This window comes from Mobilitalea sibirica, from assembly GCF_015999265.1.
Classification (GTDB): Bacteria; Bacillota; Clostridia; order Lachnospirales; family Lachnospiraceae; genus Mobilitalea; species Mobilitalea sibirica.
Window position 1 is genome coordinate 24,620 of sequence record NZ_JAEAGR010000007.1, and the last position, 19,870, is coordinate 44,489.

Below are 19,870 nucleotides of genomic sequence, written 5' to 3' on the forward strand. Positions count from 1 at the left end.
GAGTGTTTGATATATTTTTAGAAGGTTTAAAAAAAATATTAAAATCCAGGTTATTTCCAATTACACTCATTTTTTTGGCTTTGTTTTCTGTGATTATCCATCGATTGTTCGTACTTCAGATAGTTCAGGGACCTTCCCATGCAGAGGAGTTTGACTTAAAACAGACGAAAAACAGGGAAATCAAAAGTACCCGGGGTAATTTTTATGACCGAAATGGTATACTGCTGGCTTCTAACATGCTAACCTATTCTGTTACTATGGAGGATAGCAACGAAATCACCTCCAATGAACAGCGAAATAAAGTAATTCACAAATTAATTAATATTATTGAAGATCAGGGCGATACACTGGATAACGAGTTCTACATTATCCAAACAGAGGATGGCGAATTTGATTTTACCATTAGCGGCTCAGCCTTAACCCGCTTTAAGAAAAACGTTTATACCTATATGCTTGAGAATAACCAGTTAACTGAGGCGCAACAAAAAGCTTCTGCAAAAGAGGTTTATGAGTTTTTGCGTAAGGGAACCGGAGATAATTATACAACTATGTTCAATATATCGGATGAATATAGCGTGGATGAGACCTTAAAAATCATGAGTGTACGTTATGCCTTATTAAGTAATTATCCGAAATTTGTTCAGATTACCGTAGCTTCTCAAGTATCTGATACAACCGTTGCCGCAGTTTTGGAAAACAGTGCTGATTTACCCGGTGTTGAGATACAGCAGCAAACACATCGCGTTTATCACGATAGTCTTTATTTTTCTCATATTCTTGGCTATACCGGCTTAATCAGTGCACAAGAACTGGAAGATTTAGATGATGGTTCTGATTATTATAACTCAACGGATATCATCGGTAAATCTGGGTTAGAGAAAGAATATGAAAAAGAACTTGGTGGCAAAAAGGGAAATGAAACTGTAACCGTTAATATCTATGGTAAGGTTACTGATGTAGTAGACCGTGAAGATCCCATTGCTGGTAATGATGTATATCTAACCATTGACAGTAATTTGCAAAGAGCCGCATATCATATGCTAGAGAACAAAATTGCCGGTATCTTAGTTGAAAAATTACAACCGGATATGAATTACGGTAGTAAAGGAGAGAGTGCGGCGGATATTCTTTTACCGGTCTATGAGGTATATTTTGCTTTAATTAATAATAATGTCATAGATATCACTGCTTTCGATGACAGAGATGCTACTTCTTTAGAAAAACAAGTATATCAAAAATACAGTACAAGACTTAATCAGGTGTTTGATCAGTTTGATACTTATTTGGATAGCAATAATACTGTCACTAACAGTAATTCCGGTGACATGGAAGATTATCTTATCTATTATTATCAGGTTCTAAAGGATTATGATATTTTACTTAGTAAGGATATACCTGCTGATGATCCGGTATATAAATCCTATATCAATGATAGAACTTCCTTAAGTAACTTCCTTCAACATGCCATTGCAAGCAATTATATTGATTTATCCAAGCTAAACGTTGGTGAAGAGTATTACAGTTCGGAAGAACTGTATCAAAAATTACTTGACTATACGAAGGATATCCTATTAAGTGATGATAAATTTAACAAAAAAATATATCGAGACTTGGTATTTTCATATAAATTATCAGGAACTGAAATTTGTCTTTTATTATTCGACCAAAATGTGTTAAAATCTAATAAAGACGAAAATGATCTGAAATCAGGCCGTATCTCAGCTTTTAATTTTATTAAGGATAAAATGACTAATCTTGAGATTACACCGGCCATGCTTGCCTTGGAACCATATAGCGGTTCTGTAGTAGTTACGGATGTGAAAACCGGCGATATTTTAGCTATGGTTACCTATCCCAGTTATGATAATAACCGTTTAGCCAACAAAGTAGATGCCGAATATTACAAAAAACTACTGGATGATTTAACAAAGCCCTTACTAAATCGTGCAACTTCCACGAGGACTGCACCCGGATCCACCTTTAAGATGGTAACCTCGTTTGCCGCTTTAGAGGAGGGGGTTACAACCCCTTATGAAAAGATACGGGATTTGGGTATATTTGAAAAAATAAATCCAGCTGCAAAATGTCATATTTATCCTCATTCCCACGGTTCAGTCGATATTGTGGATGCTTTAAAGGTTTCCTGTAACTATTATTACTATGAGATGGGCTTCCGCTTAAGCATTGATAGTACGGGTAAATTTAATGAAAAGCTGGGGCTTGAAAAATTACAGAAATACGCCGCTATGTTTGGCTTAGATCATACCTCCGGTATTGAGCTTTATGAAGCGATTCCCAATGTATCGGATAAGGATTCCGTCCGTTCCTCCATTGGACAGGGTTCCAACGATTATACTCCGGTTCAATTGGCAAGATATGTAACAACTTTGGCCAACAGAGGAATTAATTATGATCTTACCTTACTGGACAAAATCACCAATAAAGACGGAGATATAATAAGATATAACAGAGCAAAAATTTATAATGATTTAACGAATATTAAGTCCAGTACTTGGGATAGTGTACAAAAGGGTATGTACGCCGTTGCGAATGAATCAGGCGGTTCCGTTAACAGACTGTTCTCTGACTTTAGTGTTACGGTAGCCGGAAAAACCGGTACCTCGCAGATCAGTAAGGTGAATCCAAACAATGCGCTATTTGTATCCTATGCACCTTTCGAAAACCCGGAGATTTCAGTTACATCTGTAATCCCGAACGGATATACCTCCAGTAACGCAGCTGAGCTAACAAAAGATATTTATAAAGTATATTTTAACTTGGAGGATCCTGATGACTTAGTCAAACAGGAAGCTTCCGTTCCTGATAGTAACATTGCTTCCTATTTAGAATAATTTATTGTTTCTATTATGATACTAAAGGAGAAATGAATGAACACAGCGAATAATTCAGTTATGATCAAGGGAAATAAATACGGTATCATAGTCGTGTTGAGTCCTGATATTAAATTTGATGAATTAAAGCTTACGGTAGCTGAAAAGTTCAAAGAATCCAGTAAGTTTTTTGAGAATGCAAAAATGGCAATCAGCTTTGAAGGCCGAAAGCTATCCAGTGAAGAGCAAAAAGAAATTCTTGATATTATTGCTCAGAATACTGATATGCAGATTGTATGTGTAATTGATAACGATCCGGATACCGAAGAAACCTTTCGTAAAAACCTTGAGCAAAAACTTATGGAATTGGAGAATAATACGGGGCAGTTTTATAAAGGAATTTTACGTTCCGGTACTTCCCTTGAATTTGAAACCAGTGTTGTTATCATAGGTGATGTCAACCATGGAGCTAGAGTGGTATCCAAAGGAAACATCATTGTGTTAGGAGCTTTAAAAGGTAATGCCTTTGCAGGGGCCTGTGGTAATACCAATTCCTTTGTGGTAGCTCTCGATATGAGACCCATGCAAATAAGAATTGCGGATACCATTGCAAGGTCACCGGACAAGCCTGTTAAGGACGAAGTAAAAGAAGCGAAGATAGCATTTCTTGAAAACGGCAATATTTATATAGAACCACTTAATAAAAGTGTTTTGAATGATATTAATTTGTAAATTAAGATATAAGACATATATTCATGGTTTGTTATTACATTTATACAGTCATCGTATAATTTGTGATTAACGATAGATATATTATGTGGTATAATAATCACATAAAGCAATTGGGAGTAATCTTAATATTTTACTTCATATTTTGGGATCAGTTCCCGTAATATTGCAGGAGGATAAACCCTTCATTAATAAGGAGGATAATCCCTCCAAACTCAGGAGGATAATCCCTCCAAACTCAGGAGGAATGGGAAAATGGGAGAAGTTATCGTAGTAACATCAGGTAAGGGTGGTGTAGGTAAGACAACCACGACCGCTAATGTAGGTACCGGCTTAGCAATGCTGGAGAAAAAAGTAGTATTAATTGATACAGATATCGGTCTAAGAAATTTAGACGTTGTTATGGGCCTGGAAAACCGAATTGTCTATAATTTGGTAGATGTAATTGAAGGTACTTGTCGTATCCGTAATGCCTTAATTAAGGACAAACGCTATCCAAATCTTTATTTATTACCCTCAGCACAGACCAGAGATAAGAATGCTGTTAGCCCTGAGCAGATGAAAAAGCTGGCAGAGGAATTAAAAGAAGAATTTGATTACATATTAATGGATTGTCCTGCAGGCATAGAACAAGGTTTTAAAAATGCTATTGCCGGAGCGGACAGAGCATTAGTAGTTACGACACCCGAAGTTTCAGCAGTAAGAGATGCAGACCGCATCATCGGTTTACTGGAAGCTAATGAGATGAAACAAACCCACCTGATTGTTAACCGTCTTCGTATGGATATGGTGAAGCGCGGTGATATGATGTCAAGTGATGATGTATGCGAAATACTGGCTGTTGATTTAATCGGTATTGTACCGGATGATGAAAACATAGTTATCTCTACGAATCAGGGTGAACCCTTGGTAGGTTCTGATTCCCTTGCCGGGAGGGCATACATGAATATCGCAAGACGAATAACAGGTGAAGAAATACCCTTCATGGATTTGAATGAAAGGAACTCACTATTCGAGAAACTGTTTGGTAAACGGAAGAAAAACTAGGGAGGTTGTAGAATGGGCTTTGCAGATTTTTTTAAGAAAAAAGGGACCGGTAGTATTGCAAAGGACCGATTAAAACTTGTATTAGTTTCAGATCGTGCAGGATGCTCACCGGAAATAATGGAACAAATTAAGAATGATATCATTGGCGTGATATCAAAATATATAGAAATTGACTTAGAGGGACTGGATATTAAAATCACCCAGACGGAATCAGAAACACATAACGGTACTGTACCGGCCTTATTTGCTAATATTCCGATAAAGGATCTGAAGTCTTCTAAGAAATAAGGATGTATTCGGATGTTTAAATTTAAACAATATGATTTTAAACGATATAATATTTCAATGCTGATTGTAGTCATCCTACTGGGAGCAATAGGGTCATTTTTAATTAAGCAGGTACAGCTCGAGGATGAAAATCTGTTTATGAAACAGATTGTAGGTCTTGCGGGCGGTATCTTAATTGCCATATTCGTATCACTGATTGACTACCATTTTATGTGTAAATTCTATATCGTTTTGTATCTGATTAATCTTGTTTTGTTGGTTCTTGTTAGGGTAGCCGGAGTAGAAAGAAATAATGCAAGAAGATGGTTGGATCTGAAATTTTTTGAATTTCAACCCTCTGAGATAAGTAAAATAATTTTAATATTGTTTATGGCAAAGCTCTTTACAATATTTAAAGATAAGATTAACAATGCTTTTGTTTTATTACTTGCGATTATTACAATGGCATTACCGACTTTTTTGATATTAACGCAGACCGACTTATCAACCAGTATGGTCTTAATGTTTATTTTTGCTATGTTGGTTTTTGCCTCAGGGCTCAGCTGGAAGATTATCTTGCCGATATTATTAGTGGGAATTCCTTCCTTCGTAGGTCTTTTCTGGTATGTGCAACAAGATTATCAGGTACTGTTAAGTCCGTATCAACAGAGGCGAATACTCTCCATATTAAATCCAGAAGAGTATGCAGAGATCATGTTCCAGCAGGACAATTCCATACAGGCTATCGGTTCCGGGCAATTGCTTGGAAAACAATTTATTGAAAGCACCTCTGATATTCGTGGATACAACTATGTTCCGATATCCGAAAGTGACTTTATCTTCTCAGTAGCGGGAGAAGAGTTAGGATTTATAGGTAGCTGTATTATAATTTTATTATTTGGAGCAATTATATATAAATGTCTTGTTACGGCGAAAAAAGCACCGGATCAAATGGGCATGCTGATTGCAGTGGGAATTGCTTCGTTGTTCGTGTTCCAGGTGTTCGTTAATATAGGTGTAGCAACTGCTTTGCTTCCTAACACAGGAATACCGCTTCCGTTTTTAAGTTCGGGACTCAGTTCCTTATTAAGTAGTATGATAGCAATCGGTATCGTACTTAACATAAGATTACAGCCAAAAAAAAGTAGGGGGTAATAACATGAATATTGGTATGATAGCTCATGATGCAAAAAAGAAGTTAATGCAGAATTTCTGCATAGCTTATCGCGGTATTTTAAGTAAGCATAGTTTGTATGCTACAGGCACCACCGGGCGTCTAATTGAAGAAGTAGCAAATCTGAATGTTCATAAATATCTCGCAGGTCATCTTGGAGGTGAACAGCAGCTAGGTGCTCAAATAGAGCATAATCAGCTGGATTTAATCATATTTCTTAGAGATCCGTTAACTCCAAAGTCTCATGAACCTGATGTTAATAATATCTTTCAGCTGTGTGATAAACACAATATACCGCTTGCCACAAATCTTGCAACGGCTGAATTATTAATTAAAGCTTTAGATCGTGGTGATTTGGACTGGAGAGAGATATTTAAATCCTAATTACAGTATCTAATTATTAAAACAAGAAGTTATGCTTTGATTGAATCCTTTTCAATCACATACATTACAGAGGAATTCCTGATTACTATAGGAATAAAAAGAGGGTAGGTGAGTAGATACAAATGAGGAAAATACTTCTGATTTTTGTAATATTAGCCATATTCGTCATCGGAGGCTGCCATAAATCCTCTGATTTATTCTTATCCTTTGATAAGCTGGATGCTTCAACAGTTTCTGATGAAGCGAATCATTTAACTGAACATGATTTTTTTTCAAAAGATCTGGTTGTAACTTCAGAGGAAGCAGATCATGGTAATGCTGATTTTGTACGCTCTGAAGCAGCTATGTTATTCAACATCACCGATCAGGAAGTGATTTATTCAAAAAACATTTATAAAAAGCTGTATCCTGCAAGTCTTACAAAACTTGCAACTGCTTTGGTTGTTTTAAAACATGGTGATTTAACCGATTCTGTCACCATAAGCTACAATGCTTCCCATATCCCCGAACCGGGAGCGAAACTCTGCGGTTTTTTAGAGGGGGATGTAATTTCTGTGGAAACTCTTTTACACAGTCTCTTAGTACATTCCGGTAATGATGCCGGTATCGCTATAGCAGAACATGTAGGAGGAACCGTCGAACATTTTGTTAGTCTTATGAATATGGAAGCCGAACGTGTCGGTGCCGTCCACTCTAATTTCGTGAATCCCCATGGATTACATGATAATAATCACTATTCAACTGCTTATGACATTTATCTTATATTCAATGAATTATTGGAATATAATACATTCCGTAATATAATCGGGTTAAGCTCATATATCGCAGAATATGAAGATAAAGAAGGTAACTTAAAGCAGGTTACTTATCCGTCAACTAATCTTTTCCATAGTGAAGCGATTGATCCAGGAGAAGATATAACAGTAATCGGCGGAAAAACCGGAACCACCTCCAAAGCAGGAAATTGTCTTGTGTTATTATCTGAAGATACTAAGGGTAATTTTTATATATCCTTAATACTTAAGGCCTCTGATCAAGATGTATTATATTCGGAGATGGTTTCATTATTAACCTTGATACACAGTAATGAGTAGTGAAAAATGTATCATAAATATCAGAAATTCGAAGATCCATATCAATATATAGTAGAATAGAAATACCCCAAATTCTTATAATATCACCTGTAATGGTAATTTTTGCATGGCCCCTTATGACTAGTTGATAAATTCACTTATTATTTGTGATAATCAGTGGATTTCTACGAGTCATTGGAAGCCAGGATGAATCTACCATATTAGGTGATATTTTAGCATATCTATTTCGACCATTTATAAATCATTTTATCGATTGATTTGAAAATTACAAGAAATTTATGTCTTATTTTAACAGTATCTCTTTATAAAATAACTTACCTTAAATGGAATTTTGTAGTTGTTTTTTTGTACTAACTGTACTATAATTAATATATGCAATAAGATTTTTTATACAAATGGTACAATTTAATTATTGGCACCGCAAATTCATAATATGCGCCCATCATAAGGAGGAGATTACAATGATACAGATAATTGCAGGCGAGAAGGGTAAGGGAAAGACAAAAATCCTTATCGAAAAAGCAAACACCGAAGTGAAGGCAGCAAAAGGAAGCATTGTTTATCTTGACAAAAACAACAAGCACATGTACGAATTAAGTAATAAGATCAGGCTTATTAATGTGAGAGATTATTTCATTGAAAATCAAAGTGAGTTTATCGGTTTTATCTGCGGTATCATTTCTTGTGATCATGATTTACAATCCGTTTATCTTGATAGTTTCTTAAAAATAGCATATGTAAATGATGAAAACATTGAAACTGTTTTTGATAAAATAGAAAAGATATCAGAGCAATTCAAGGTTGATCTAATCCTTAGTATATCTATGAATTTTGAACAACTCCCTGAAAGATTAAAAAAGAATGTAGTTGTAACTTTATAAGAGTTACATTTTCATATTTATTATTACTTTTATGTAACAGACAAGAAATAAAGGAGCGTCGTCTAACGTACGCTCCTATTTTTATAACTCCTATTATTCGAATAAAATTCTTTTAGAGTTATTCGTCGTTTCTTAATCTGCCGAAAAAGCTTAGAGAGTATAAACCGGCAATACCAATAACTGCATAAATGATTCTGGATATCCAAGTCATATCTCCAAAGATTGCTCTTACCAGATCAAATTCGAAAAATCCGATTAAGCCCCAGTTGATTGCACCGACTGCTACTAGGATTAATGCAATGTAATCCAATGTTTTCATAAAGTCCCTCCTTTTGCCTTATGATTACTCATAAAAAGCTTACGTAAACTATTTCTTTAAGCTTTGAGAATCATCTCTTTTAATATAATTTCCTTTTTTTTCGCATTTATTCATTCTTAATGAAAAAGTATTATCTATGAAGACCATTTTTTTACATTTTGATTTTCTATCTAATAATAATTATGTTATAATTTAAAGAAAAGGGTTTCAAATTAGAATAAAAGTAAGTATAATATATTCAATACCGTTATAGGAGGCGAAACCTTGCGTAATAAAAATAGGGTAGTGAAGTTTAAAAAGCAGAAGAATATTAATATCGGTATTATTATTTTCTCTATTATGTTTATATATGTAGCAATAAACGTATACATTTACTTTACAAAGGAGCATATCTCAATCTATGAGGTAAAGGATGGATCCAATTCCGAGGATAATCTTATCACCGGCCTGATCTTAAGAGAAGAAAGTATCATATATTCGGAAAAAGCAGGTTACATATCATATCTACAAAAGGATGGAGCAAGAGTCGCTAAAAACACATCAGTATATGCCGTAGATGACAGCAGACAGATTCTTGATATAATTACGAGTGCGGAAAATCCGATTTCCTTAACGAAAGAAAACAGTGCTAAATTTCAATATGAAATCAAAAAATTTCAAACTTCATTCTCTGATCATAATTTTTCCTATGTTTATGAGTTTAAAGAGGATGCCAACAGTACCGTTTTGGAGCTTCTTAATACTGCTATGATAGAGAAAGGATTAGACATACAAGAAGAAACCGGAATTACCTATAATTATGAAATTTTGACCAGTCCGGATAGTGGTATCATATCCTACTATATGGATTCCTTTGAAACGGTAACTGCTGAAACTGTGAACCGGGATTTGTTTGTTACAGATAACTATGAACGGGTTGCCTTAAGGTCTACAGAAATTTATGGTCAAAATTCACCGATATATAAACTCATCACCTCTCAAAACTGGTCAATTATTCTGCCTCTTACAAAAGATCAGTATAGTAAGCTGGCCGGAAAGGAAACTTTGGATTTTACGATACTTAAGGATGATTTTAAAACATCTGCCAAGCTTCATTTATTCCAAAAGGACTCCGAATATTATGCCCAATTAGATATGGACAAGCATATGGCTAATTATATAGATGATCGTTTTCTTGATCTGGAAATCCATATGGATATCATCGATGGTTTAAAGATACCCCTGACCTCTATTGTTGAAAAGGATTTTTATCTTGTTCCACTAAGATATTTTACTATGGGTGGCGACAGCGGTAAGAACGGGTTAACCAAGCTAACTTATACAAAGACAGGTGATATTAATATAACCTTCGTTCCTGCCGATATATATTATCAGGATGATACCTATGGCTATGTTGATACCAGGTTATTTGAACCTGGAGATTGGATTCAGGCTCCTGACTCTACAGATCGTATACAACTTTACCAAACCGGTAAATTAACCGGTGTATTCAATGTTAATATGGGCTACGCTGTTTTTAAAAGAATAGAAATTATTTATCAAAATAAGGAATACTGTATCGTAAAGAAAGGAACTTCCTATGGTATCTCCTTATATGATCATATTGCCTTAGACGGTACAACTGCGGTGGAACAGGCAATTATATACTAACGTTCCATAAAGAATGTTTTCGCATATCAAACAAGTAAATTAGCCTTAGCGTATCAAATAAGTTTCGCTTATCAAATAGGCTTCGCTTATCAAATAAGCTTCGCTAATAAAATAAGCTTCGCTTATCAAATAAGCTTCGCTTATTAGTATATTAAAACTTTACAATCAAATTTGTTAACGATCTACATATTTGATGTTGTTGGAAAGGAGTGTATAGCAATATGCTAAAGGACAATCTCTTAAATATAGAACAAAGGATACAAGCTGCCTGCGACCGTAGTGGTAGAAAACGCTCTGAGGTTACTTTAATTGCAGTCAGTAAGACGAAACCGATTTCCATGATTAAAGAAGCATATGAAGCCGGTATGCGTCACTTTGGTGAAAATAAGGTACAGGAACTAGTACAAAAATATGATGACCTTACGGAAAAATTCCCGGAGGAAATCTCCTGGCATATGATCGGACATTTGCAACGTAATAAAGTGAAATACATTGTTGATAAGGCTGTACTGATACATTCCGTTGATTCCTTAAGGTTAGCATTACAAATCGAAGAAGAAGCGGCTAAGAAAGGGATCGTTAGCGATATACTGATTGAAGTTAATATTGCCGATGAGGATACGAAATTCGGTGTGTCCGAAGAAGAGGTTTTTCCTCTTCTAAACGAGCTTTTAAAGCTCCCGCATGTAAGAGTCAGAGGATTAATGACAATCGCACCATTTGTCGTAGATTCGGAGAAAAACAGAAAGCATTTTCGGAAATTACATGAATTATTTATTGACATAAAAACAAAAAACATCGATAATAAAGATAAAGGGAATATTGTCCAAGATAATATTCATATCAATAGTAGTTTGATTGAAAATTCTAACATCAATTTCGATAATATAAATACTGATGAACATAAAAGAAAGCCACCGGAAGAACAGGACAGTCTGCCTTACTTCAATATTCTTTCCATGGGTATGACCGGTGATTTTGAAGTCGCAATAGAAGAAGGTGCTACCATGGTCCGAGTTGGGACAGGCATTTTCGGTGAACGTTCAACAAATATACCAGTGTCAGCAAATATAGATGGGAGATAAGTAATATGTCTAATATTTTTAAAAACTTTCTAAATTCCATGAAATTAACCGAAGATGATGAAGATTATGAAGATTATCTCAATGAAGAAGCCGAAAAAGAAGTAATCAAGGCAAAACGATATGAGAGAAAATCTAAGGAATTGTATGATGAAGCACCAAAGAGTCAGGCCCCGGTGTCTCCGGGTACCAATGACTTAAAAAAAGAAAGGATGTCTAGAATGGAGAGAAGCTCAGCAAGTAAGGTTGTTCCCATTAGGACTACACCAAAGGGACTTGAGGTATGTATCATGAAACCTACGTCCTTTGAAGATTCCCAGGTGATCTGTGACATGCTTTTAACCGGAAGAGCTACTGTAATCAATCTGGAAGGGTTTGATGATAAATTAGCTCAACGTACCATGGATTTTATCTCCGGTTCTGTTTATGCAATTAACGGTAAATTACACCGCATCTCTAACTGTATCTTTATCGTATCCCCTGATACGGTTGATATTTCGGGAGATTATCTCGATATCATACAGGATAGCGGCTTTGAGCCTCCCACAATCCACTCAAAATTCTAGGCGGTAATAATGAACTTAGACAAAGAAGAACAACTACTACGCAGGCGTTTTCTGGATTTGGCGAACACGGCGGATAACCGTGGTATTTGCATTTTTTCAGATTTTTTGAATTTGAATGAACAGAGTATTTTATTCAGCATCAAACATGATTTACCGATAATAAAGTATTTTGCTTACGGTGGTTTTGCGGATGCCGAGAGGAAAATACTTTGTTTTTGTGGTGATGATACCTTACAATCAGATGCTGAAATTAATTATCCCATTACCTGCATTAAAATTGAACCACTAAACAAAAAATTTAGTGATACTCTTACCCATAGAGACTTTTTAGGAGCTGTACTTAATCTTGGTATAGACCGAGGCAAGGTAGGAGATATCATTACCATGGAGAATGAAGCTTATCTGTTTTGCACTTCTTCAATCAGTGAATTTATCGCTGATGAGCTAATTAAGGTAAAGCACACTATGATTCGTTCTTCTATCATTGACAAAAGCGACTTTAAGTATCAACCTGTATATAAAGAAATTAGCGGCACTGTATCATCGATCCGCCTTGACAGCATCTTATCCGTTGCTTTTCATACTTCCAGAAGCAGTTTAACCGGTCTGATCGCCGGAGGTAAGGTATTTGTTAACAGTAAAGTGGTTTTATCTAACAGTTATGTTCTTAAGGAAAATGATGTTGTATCCGTTCGAGGCTTAGGTAAGTTCATCTATGTTGGCACTTCAAATATAACGAAAAAAGGAAGATATTCGATTAAAATACGCTTATATACCGCATAGGGGAGGGAAGATAATGTTTACACCGTCAGAAATCAGAGAAAAGGGTTTTAAATCCGGAATTGGGTATGATAAAAAGGATGTAGAACAATTTATACAAGAGCTTTCCACCGAATACGAAGCTTTGTTAAATGAGAATATTGAACTAAAGAAGAAAATGAGTGAACTAAATGAAAGTCTCAGTTATTATAAATCCATAGAAAAAACATTACAAAAGGCATTGGTTTTGGCCGAAAAAACTGCTCAGGAAACCAAAGATACCGCCGTCAAAGAAGCCGAAGTAATTGAAAGGGAGGCTAAGGCAAAAGCAAAGCTTATTTATGCTGATTCAAAAAAACAGATTGAATATCTGGAGCATAAAGCGTTGAATTTAGTTCAGCAATACGATCTATTTAAAGCTCATTTTAAAAATCTCTTAAATGCTCAGGTGGAGTTGTTAAATAGCAATAGCTTTTCCCTAAAGACAGATGACTTCTTATATCAGGAACAAAAGCAATTTGAACAACATGATATTGAAGCTGATATAGATGTAGAAGAAGAGCAGGGTGATGAATTGCAAGGGGAGAGTAATGAGTTATTAGAGGAACGTAGCAAACTCGACTCACAATATGAAGAAGCAAAAGACAATTCCAATCAAAACAACACTTCGGAAGATGATTTTGAGTTTATTACACTTTCAGATGATTAAGATTGGTCGTGTATTAAGTACATAATATATACAAGATAAGGAGGAAGCATAACCTCGTCCCATGTAATAAGATGTGGTTATGCAATTTTTATGAATCATATACTAACCGTGAATTATGAAGAAAAACCCGCTTACGACATTATACTTGAACAGGATTTTCAAGGGTTATATGACAAACTAGAAGCCCTTGGAATGAATGGTCGTAAATTCATGATTATCTCCGATACAAATGTGAGTAAATATTATTTGGAGCAATGCATCGAGGCAATCCAATCAAATGCGAAATTGGTTGCCAGCTTTATCTTTGAAGCAGGGGAACACAGCAAAAACTTAGACACTGTGTCAAACTGCTATGAAAAACTCATTAACTTAGGCTTTGACAGGTATGATGTACTGGTGGCTTTGGGTGGTGGCGTAGTAGGTGATTTAACGGGCTTTGTTGCAGCTACCTATCTTCGTGGTGTTCGATTCATTCAGGTTCCTACCTCGCTTTTAGCCATGGTCGATTCCAGTATCGGCGGTAAAACAGGAGTTGATTTTAAGGCTTATAAAAATATGGTAGGAGCCTTCTATCAACCAAAACTGGTATATATGAATTTATCTACCCTAAATACACTACAGGAATTCGAATTCAATTCCGGAATGGGTGAACTTATTAAACACGGCATCATTAAGGATTCTGTATTATATTATTGGTTAAAAGAAAATACGAAGCAAATACAAGCCAAAGAATTCGAAGTATTAAAGGAAATGATCTTAAGAAGCTGCCTGATCAAAAAAGAGGTCGTGGAAAAGGATCCAAAAGAAACTGGAGACAGAGCTTTACTTAACTTTGGTCATACCATTGGTCATTCGGTTGAAAAACTTATGAATCTTACCCTTTTACATGGAGAATGTGTTGCCATAGGAATGGCTGCAGCTACCTATATTTCCATGAAAAGAGGTTATATTAATCAAAAAGATTATGAAGAAATTATTAATACACTTAAGGCCTTTCGTTTGCCTGTTCAGGTATCCGGTTTATCGGCAGAGGATATCTACGAAGTTTCAAGGCTTGATAAAAAGATGGACTCAGATATAATTAAATTTATCTTATTAAAAGAAATTGGCAATGCTGTTATTGATCCAACTGTTACAAAAGAAGAGATGCTTGATGCAATTTACTCTATATTAATTTAATTTTAATCCTTTTATCATAACTCATATAATAAAATGAGCTTATTCAGCTCTATACTAGCCTTAAAGTGTTAAGATATTAGCAACTCTTTTTAAAACACTTTGAAAAGGATGTACCCAGTTGATAATTTTATTATTTTAGTAATAATTTATCTATCCTTTCTGAGATTTATAGAGTTTACGCGTAATACGAAAATAGATGTTATCCTTATCTAGATTATTTATATAAGAATAAAGAAGGGATACTTACTTGGAGGTAGCATGAACAAACAAAGATTAAGACACCTGTTTTACTTTATTATTCTTCTATTGATTGATCAAGGATCAAAATATTGGGCAAGAACGATATTAATCAACGAGCCGGTTAATATTATACCCAAAGTATTTATACTGCAATATCATGAAAATACCGGAGCAGTCTGGGGAATTATGAGTGGTCAAATTGGATTTTTAATCTTACTGACAGCAATCATCTTAATGATTCTGATTTATATGTATCTTAAAATTCCTCAAGATAAAAAATATAATATCATTAAGATTATTTGGGTATTTCTGATAGCCGGAGCAGTCGGTAATTTTATTGACCGAATGTTCCTAAGATATGTAGTGGATTTTCTCTACTTTGAGCTGATTGATTTCCCTATCTTTAATATTGCTGACAGTTATTTGACAGTATCCTGTGCATTATTATTAATCTTAGCCTTATTTTACTATAAAGATGAAGATTTTGATTTTATAGATGAGATTTTCACCCGTAAGAAAAAGAATCGTTCTAAGCAGGATACTACCGGAAAGGATGCCTAGGCCCATGGATGAAGATGAACTTTACCTGTCGGAGCAGGATCAGATGATAGAGTTTATAGTAGATGATAAGAACAACGGTACCCGCATCGATAAATATCTATCAGAAATGAATGATGAACTTACTAGATCCTATATTCAAAAGCTGATTGATGAGGATAAAGTATTACAGGATGGAAAGCCCGTAAAATCCAATTCTAAGGTGAAAACAGGTCAAACAGTAACTTTATATCTTCCTGAGCCGAAAGAGGCTAAAATCGACCCTCAGGACATCCCAATCGATATTCTATATGAAGATAAAGATATTATTATAATCAATAAGCATAAAGGGCTGGTAGTACATCCCGCAGCCGGTCATGAATCAGATACACTGGTCAATGCTTTGTTATATCATTGTAAAGGGGAACTATCCGGGATTAACGGTATTTTACGACCGGGAATTGTCCATCGCATCGATCGGGATACCACCGGTGTCCTGGTTGCCTGTAAAAATGATAAGTCACATCAGTTTCTCGCACAGCAATTTAAGGATCATTCTATAACCCGTCGTTATCAAGCCATTGTATACCAAGCCTTTAAGACTGATAGCGGAAGAGTAGAAGCACCGATAGGAAGACATCCAAAAGATCGCAAAAAGATGGCTGTCAACCATAAAAACGGAAGATATGCGGCAACGAATTACAGGGTCTTGGAAAATATCAAAAATCAATATGCACATATAGAGTGTTCCTTAGAAACCGGGCGTACCCATCAAATAAGAGTCCATATGGCAAGCATTCATCATCCGTTACTAGGAGACACTGTTTACGGCCCCGGTAAAGATCCTTTTCGTTTAGAAGGACAAGCATTACATGCCGGATTACTTGGTTTTATTCATCCGACCACCAATAAATATATTGAATTTCAGTCCGAGCTTCCACAGTATTTTACCGATTTATTAGAGAAATTAAGACGATCATAAGGGGTAATAACTTTGAAAAGAAAAGTGATTGACGAATTAATCAGTTGGAAAACCATAGATAAGCGTAAGCCAATCCTGCTTACCGGAGCTAAAGGCGTGGGCAAAACATATCTTGCATATGATTTTGCCAAGGCCTTTTTTGAACGGATTTTATATATTAATTTTGAACGGGAGCATGGTGTAAGTGAGTTTTTTGAATCCAAGGACCCTGCCATAATAAATCAAATATTAAATAAACATTTTCATTTAAATGAAGAAGCTACCTGTGAGAACAAAATCCTAATTCTTGACGAAGTATCCTTCAGTTCTTCGGTTTTATCATCATTAAAGCCATTACAACAAACCGGGTATTATCCCTACATACTAATTATTACAAGTAATCCATTACCATCTGAGTATAAGAACGAATTTAATCATATACCGGTACATCCTATGGATTTCGATGAATTTCTAAAAGCGACCGCCAATGAATGGTATATTGAAGCCATTATAACTCACTATGAAGCAAATAAAAAAATTCCAGACATAGTACATAAGGAGCTATTGGCCCTACATGAGCTTTATATGCAGATCGGAGGTATGCCGGGAATCATTAATGAATATCTAAATTTATCCTCTACCGTAAACATTGCAGAACAGCATAGCTTTTTAATGAACTCATACCATGATTATATCATAAAAAGCAGCTTAGAAGGTGATGCCCTAAAGATGAATCAGGTACTTGACAGTCTGTCCTATCAACTTAGGAAAGAAAACAAAAAATTTCAATATAAATTAATTCGAAAAGGTACCACCCATGCAATGTATAAGGATGCAATTCAGAGCTTAATTGATAGAAATTATGTAATTCCATGCTTGAAGCTCTCTAACGAACAGATCATGCAACCAATTACATACCTGCAGACAAAGGAAATTAACAAGATAGAATATAATAATAATTTTAAGCTATACATGTCAGATATCGGTCTGTTATATACGGAGATAGCGAAAGAGGAGTTTCGTCCTTTTAACAAGATAAGTCAGAAATCTCTATTAGAAAACTATGTAGCACAGGCATTAATGGCTAAGGGGTATCAATTAATGTTTTGGGAATCAGATTCTATGGCTAAAGTTGATTTTATCATCATTAAGAATAATGAAATTGTACCGATAGAAATTCACCGCGGTAATAATACACGTTCAAAAAGTATCAGTGTATTAAAGCAAAAGTGTGAATTTCCATATGCAATTAAAATATCAGAAAAGAATTTTGAATATTCAAATAGTATAAAATACGTTCCTCATTATGCTGTATTTTGTATTTAACATACTTTTAAAAACAATTTTTATAAGCATTAAATACCTTTTTTAGTGTATCCATATCGTATTCACTTGACTAAATACCATCTTTTAACAAAATAATTACAAAATAATTAAGAAAATAGTTGACAAATTCATTCTATTGCTATAGTATATTAATACAAGCTGTCCGACTACAGATGTAGATGTAGGAATTGCTTTTTTTATTGAGATTATTCTACAACTGTAAGTCCTTGATAATAGGAGTATCACACGGGCGGAAGCATTTCATTGTACTATACTTAAGATAACGGTAAGATCTATAGAGTTTCGATTTTTATCATGAATTTAATATGAACCAAAAGAGATCTTATTAATAATAAATCAATTTCTACATTAGTAGAAGAACAAATTATGGTATTAATCAAAGGGGTGTAGTGAGAATGTCGTTACCAGAGATTCGTCTTCATGAAGGTGAACTTAATATTATGGAATTATTATGGTCTAATAAAGTATTAGCCGCCAAAGATATTTCAAAAATTATTAAGGAATATATCGGATGGGAGAAAAACACCACATATACTGTGATTAAACGTCTGATTGATAAAGGAGCGGTAAAGCGTGAGGATCCCGGATTTTTATGTAAAGCTGCAATATCAAAAAAAGTCGTTCAAAATATTGAAACTAAAGTTTTACTCAATAAATTATATAATGGTTCCTTAAGTACATTTTTAACTGAATATTTAAAGAACCAGGAACTATCCCGAGCAGAAATCATGGAACTTGAAAGAATAGTAGGAGAACAGAGATTTTAATCTCTGTTCTTTTCTTATAAAATTGTTTATATACTCATATCTTCAGTATTAAGATCATTAAATTTGATTAATTCGTATTTTACGCTGTTAATTAAAGTAATTGATATAGGTTTAATTGATACTTTTTATAGAATTGTATGATAATAGTAATTGTATATATTTGGTGTAATTATGATAAAGATGCAAGCATCATGATCTAGAAACAGCGATATACTAGTTTGGAAACGAGTGTTAGATAATAAAAAGCATTATCTCTAGAAAAACATTAATACAATTGATTTAGAATGATTGAAAGATAAGTAAGTTTGAGATTTGGATCATAAGTGTTTACTTAAAATAGAGAATAAAAATTCTTCTGATAAAAATTACGTTTGTGCTATTAGTCATAAAAGTTAAGATTTATGTTGTTTATTTTTTGAGTGAAGAACATATACACATAGATAAGCGATAAATAGGTTTTTGAACTAGGAATAAATTAATTCATATATTATATAAAGAAAAAAATCTGGCCAGGCGTTATCCATGTGGTGATCATCGTAGTTGGTAAATTATCGTGTAGTTAATGAGGATAACGAAACTTTAAAATTCATTAAGTAAAAAGTTGAACCGGTACAATATAATTATAAAAATAAAAATATTAATTTTGCACGAATAGCAGAAGCAAACCAAGTTTATTATGTCTATTCATGATATATGTGATAAGTACTATTCGCAAAACCTAAGTTTAACGAATAGGTGTGCATGTAAAAGTGTTGTATCCCAATAAAGTTCTATCGTTGTCTATTGAAATAAATTTTAAACAATGTTTGAAGTAAATATTAAGATAATGTTTCTTTACATACTAAAACTAATGAAACAATACAATTTTATTATATTTTACACTATTTATATTATTATTTATATATCGGGTTTTATTTGTCTTATTCCTTATTCACAAAAATTCCATATCTACATAGAAAGTAGATATGGAATTTTTGTGAATAGTTTCTATACTATAAAATATTATTATAAAATATTTTTTGATATTAAAATGTTATAGTTTTATCCGCCCATTCAACCATTTGAACACAGTCTATCATTGTAGAAATTGGACATACATCACTTTCTGCCATACTTCTGGATTTTAGACATGTGCCACATGCTAATAACTCTCCGCCTAATTCTACAAACGTTTTTAATTGCTCAGCTACATTATACTTCTCATGCGTAAGACTTTCACATTCCACACCTTCGCCCATGAGGAATACCTTAACTTCATGATTTTTCTTCTTTGCTGTTACAGCAAAGCGAAAAGCATTCCATGCTTTCTCATATTCATTTGTTTCAATAATTATTCCAATTTTCATA

20 protein-coding genes are annotated in these 19,870 nt (G+C 34.3%); 18 read left to right on the plus strand and 2 right to left on the minus strand.

Annotated elements, in window-relative coordinates; all coding sequences use genetic code 11:
- Positions 1 to 2 precede the first annotated feature (2 nt).
- The 8 genes from I5677_RS08195 to I5677_RS08230 all read left to right on the plus strand — a co-directional run bounded on the left by I5677_RS08195 (position 3) and on the right by I5677_RS08230 (position 8,407).
- Positions 3 to 2,852 (plus strand): penicillin-binding transpeptidase domain-containing protein, encoded by a 2,850-nt coding sequence (locus tag I5677_RS08195; protein WP_197661097.1) that lies wholly within the window; start codon positions 3 to 5, stop codon positions 2,850 to 2,852.
- Positions 2,853 to 2,888: 36 nt separating this feature from the next.
- Positions 2,889 to 3,563 carry a septum site-determining protein MinC gene (gene minC / locus I5677_RS08200; RefSeq protein WP_197661098.1) on the plus strand — a complete coding sequence of 225 codons (675 nt, stop codon included), beginning with the start codon at positions 2,889 to 2,891 and terminating at the stop codon, positions 3,561 to 3,563.
- A 252-nt stretch (positions 3,564 to 3,815) separates the two neighbouring features.
- The gene (gene minD, locus I5677_RS08205) at positions 3,816 to 4,607 is read left to right on the plus strand and encodes a septum site-determining protein MinD (RefSeq protein WP_197661099.1); all 792 of its coding nucleotides are present in this window, start codon (positions 3,816 to 3,818) and stop codon (positions 4,605 to 4,607) included.
- A 12-nt stretch (positions 4,608 to 4,619) separates the two neighbouring features.
- Positions 4,620 to 4,895, plus strand: coding sequence for a cell division topological specificity factor MinE (minE, locus tag I5677_RS08210; protein WP_197661100.1), 276 nt, complete (start codon positions 4,620 to 4,622; stop codon positions 4,893 to 4,895).
- 12 nt (positions 4,896 to 4,907) lie between these two features.
- Positions 4,908 to 6,029, plus strand: a complete 1,122-nt coding sequence (locus I5677_RS08215; RefSeq protein ID WP_197661101.1) for an FtsW/RodA/SpoVE family cell cycle protein — start codon at positions 4,908 to 4,910, stop codon at positions 6,027 to 6,029.
- Positions 6,030 to 6,033: 4 nt separating this feature from the next.
- Complete coding sequence (locus I5677_RS08220) at positions 6,034 to 6,432, plus strand: methylglyoxal synthase (RefSeq protein ID WP_197661102.1); 399 nt, start codon at positions 6,034 to 6,036, stop codon at positions 6,430 to 6,432.
- A gap of 122 nt (positions 6,433 to 6,554) precedes the next feature.
- The gene (locus I5677_RS08225) at positions 6,555 to 7,526 is read left to right on the plus strand and encodes a D-alanyl-D-alanine carboxypeptidase family protein (protein ID WP_197661103.1); all 972 of its coding nucleotides are present in this window, start codon (positions 6,555 to 6,557) and stop codon (positions 7,524 to 7,526) included.
- A 461-nt stretch (positions 7,527 to 7,987) separates the two neighbouring features.
- Positions 7,988 to 8,407, plus strand: a complete 420-nt coding sequence (locus tag I5677_RS08230) for a twitching motility protein PilT (RefSeq protein ID WP_197661104.1) — start codon at positions 7,988 to 7,990, stop codon at positions 8,405 to 8,407.
- A gap of 118 nt (positions 8,408 to 8,525) precedes the next feature.
- Here I5677_RS08230 and I5677_RS08235 read toward each other — a convergent pair whose 3' ends face one another.
- On the minus strand, positions 8,526 to 8,726 hold the full coding sequence (locus tag I5677_RS08235; RefSeq protein WP_197661105.1) for a DUF378 domain-containing protein: 201 nt from the start codon (positions 8,724 to 8,726) through the stop codon (positions 8,526 to 8,528).
- A 264-nt stretch (positions 8,727 to 8,990) separates the two neighbouring features.
- Here I5677_RS08235 and I5677_RS08240 point away from each other — a divergent pair, with 264 nt between their 5' ends.
- The 10 genes from I5677_RS08240 (at position 8,991) to I5677_RS08285 (ending at position 18,523) form a co-directional block, all read left to right on the plus strand.
- The gene (locus tag I5677_RS08240; RefSeq protein WP_197661106.1) at positions 8,991 to 10,376 is read left to right on the plus strand and encodes an HlyD family efflux transporter periplasmic adaptor subunit; all 1,386 of its coding nucleotides are present in this window, start codon (positions 8,991 to 8,993) and stop codon (positions 10,374 to 10,376) included.
- A 221-nt stretch (positions 10,377 to 10,597) separates the two neighbouring features.
- Positions 10,598 to 11,461, plus strand: a complete 864-nt coding sequence (locus tag I5677_RS08245; RefSeq protein ID WP_197661107.1) for a YggS family pyridoxal phosphate-dependent enzyme — start codon at positions 10,598 to 10,600, stop codon at positions 11,459 to 11,461.
- 5 nt (positions 11,462 to 11,466) lie between these two features.
- Entirely contained in the window at positions 11,467 to 12,024 is a 558-nt protein-coding gene (locus I5677_RS08250) for a cell division protein SepF (RefSeq protein WP_197661108.1), read from the plus strand.
- Positions 12,025 to 12,033: 9 nt separating this feature from the next.
- Positions 12,034 to 12,807: a YlmH family RNA-binding protein gene (locus I5677_RS08255; RefSeq protein WP_197661109.1), complete on the plus strand. Its 774-nt coding sequence runs from the start codon at positions 12,034 to 12,036 to the stop codon at positions 12,805 to 12,807.
- A gap of 13 nt (positions 12,808 to 12,820) precedes the next feature.
- On the plus strand, positions 12,821 to 13,492 hold the full coding sequence (locus I5677_RS08260; RefSeq protein WP_197661110.1) for a DivIVA domain-containing protein: 672 nt from the start codon (positions 12,821 to 12,823) through the stop codon (positions 13,490 to 13,492).
- A gap of 90 nt (positions 13,493 to 13,582) precedes the next feature.
- The gene (aroB, locus tag I5677_RS08265) at positions 13,583 to 14,671 is read left to right on the plus strand and encodes a 3-dehydroquinate synthase (protein ID WP_197661111.1); all 1,089 of its coding nucleotides are present in this window, start codon (positions 13,583 to 13,585) and stop codon (positions 14,669 to 14,671) included.
- A gap of 258 nt (positions 14,672 to 14,929) precedes the next feature.
- A complete protein-coding gene (gene lspA, locus I5677_RS08270; protein ID WP_197661112.1) occupies positions 14,930 to 15,472 on the plus strand; it encodes a signal peptidase II in 543 nt (180 codons plus the stop codon).
- Positions 15,473 to 15,476: 4 nt separating this feature from the next.
- A complete protein-coding gene (locus I5677_RS08275) occupies positions 15,477 to 16,430 on the plus strand; it encodes an RluA family pseudouridine synthase (RefSeq protein WP_197661113.1) in 954 nt (317 codons plus the stop codon).
- 12 nt (positions 16,431 to 16,442) lie between these two features.
- Positions 16,443 to 17,735 carry an ATP-binding protein gene (locus tag I5677_RS08280; RefSeq protein ID WP_197661114.1) on the plus strand — a complete coding sequence of 431 codons (1,293 nt, stop codon included), beginning with the start codon at positions 16,443 to 16,445 and terminating at the stop codon, positions 17,733 to 17,735.
- Between the two features lie 416 nt (positions 17,736 to 18,151).
- Entirely contained in the window at positions 18,152 to 18,523 is a 372-nt protein-coding gene (locus tag I5677_RS08285; protein WP_243456534.1) for a BlaI/MecI/CopY family transcriptional regulator, read from the plus strand.
- Between the two features lie 1,025 nt (positions 18,524 to 19,548).
- Here the strand turns inward: I5677_RS08285 and I5677_RS08290 are convergent.
- On the minus strand, positions 19,549 to 19,869 hold the full coding sequence (locus I5677_RS08290; protein ID WP_197661115.1) for a DsrE/DsrF/TusD sulfur relay family protein: 321 nt from the start codon (positions 19,867 to 19,869) through the stop codon (positions 19,549 to 19,551).
- Between the last annotated feature and the right edge of the window lies 1 nt (position 19,870).

Excerpts from the sequence above, each read along its gene's own strand:
- minC (WP_197661098.1), top strand. The coding sequence starts at position 2,889 with ATGAACACAGCGAATAATTCAGTTATGATCAAGGGAAATAAATACGGT.
- minD (WP_197661099.1), top strand. The coding sequence starts at position 3,816 with ATGGGAGAAGTTATCGTAGTAACATCAGGTAAGGGTGGTGTAGGTAAG.
- minE (WP_197661100.1), top strand. The coding sequence starts at position 4,620 with ATGGGCTTTGCAGATTTTTTTAAGAAAAAAGGGACCGGTAGTATTGCA.
- I5677_RS08215 (WP_197661101.1), top strand. The coding sequence starts at position 4,908 with ATGTTTAAATTTAAACAATATGATTTTAAACGATATAATATTTCAATG.
- I5677_RS08220 (WP_197661102.1), top strand. The coding sequence starts at position 6,034 with ATGAATATTGGTATGATAGCTCATGATGCAAAAAAGAAGTTAATGCAG.
- I5677_RS08225 (WP_197661103.1), top strand. The coding sequence starts at position 6,555 with ATGAGGAAAATACTTCTGATTTTTGTAATATTAGCCATATTCGTCATC.
- I5677_RS08230 (WP_197661104.1), top strand. The coding sequence starts at position 7,988 with ATGATACAGATAATTGCAGGCGAGAAGGGTAAGGGAAAGACAAAAATC.
- I5677_RS08235 (WP_197661105.1), bottom strand. The coding sequence starts at position 8,726 with ATGAAAACATTGGATTACATTGCATTAATCCTAGTAGCAGTCGGTGCA.
- I5677_RS08245 (WP_197661107.1), top strand. The coding sequence starts at position 10,598 with ATGCTAAAGGACAATCTCTTAAATATAGAACAAAGGATACAAGCTGCC.
- I5677_RS08250 (WP_197661108.1), top strand. The coding sequence starts at position 11,467 with ATGTCTAATATTTTTAAAAACTTTCTAAATTCCATGAAATTAACCGAA.
- I5677_RS08255 (WP_197661109.1), top strand. The coding sequence starts at position 12,034 with ATGAACTTAGACAAAGAAGAACAACTACTACGCAGGCGTTTTCTGGAT.
- I5677_RS08260 (WP_197661110.1), top strand. The coding sequence starts at position 12,821 with ATGTTTACACCGTCAGAAATCAGAGAAAAGGGTTTTAAATCCGGAATT.
- aroB (WP_197661111.1), top strand. The coding sequence starts at position 13,583 with ATGAATCATATACTAACCGTGAATTATGAAGAAAAACCCGCTTACGAC.
- lspA (WP_197661112.1), top strand. The coding sequence starts at position 14,930 with ATGAACAAACAAAGATTAAGACACCTGTTTTACTTTATTATTCTTCTA.
- I5677_RS08275 (WP_197661113.1), top strand. The coding sequence starts at position 15,477 with ATGGATGAAGATGAACTTTACCTGTCGGAGCAGGATCAGATGATAGAG.
- I5677_RS08285 (WP_243456534.1), top strand. The coding sequence starts at position 18,152 with ATGTCGTTACCAGAGATTCGTCTTCATGAAGGTGAACTTAATATTATG.
- I5677_RS08290 (WP_197661115.1), bottom strand. The coding sequence starts at position 19,869 with ATGAAAATTGGAATAATTATTGAAACAAATGAATATGAGAAAGCATGG.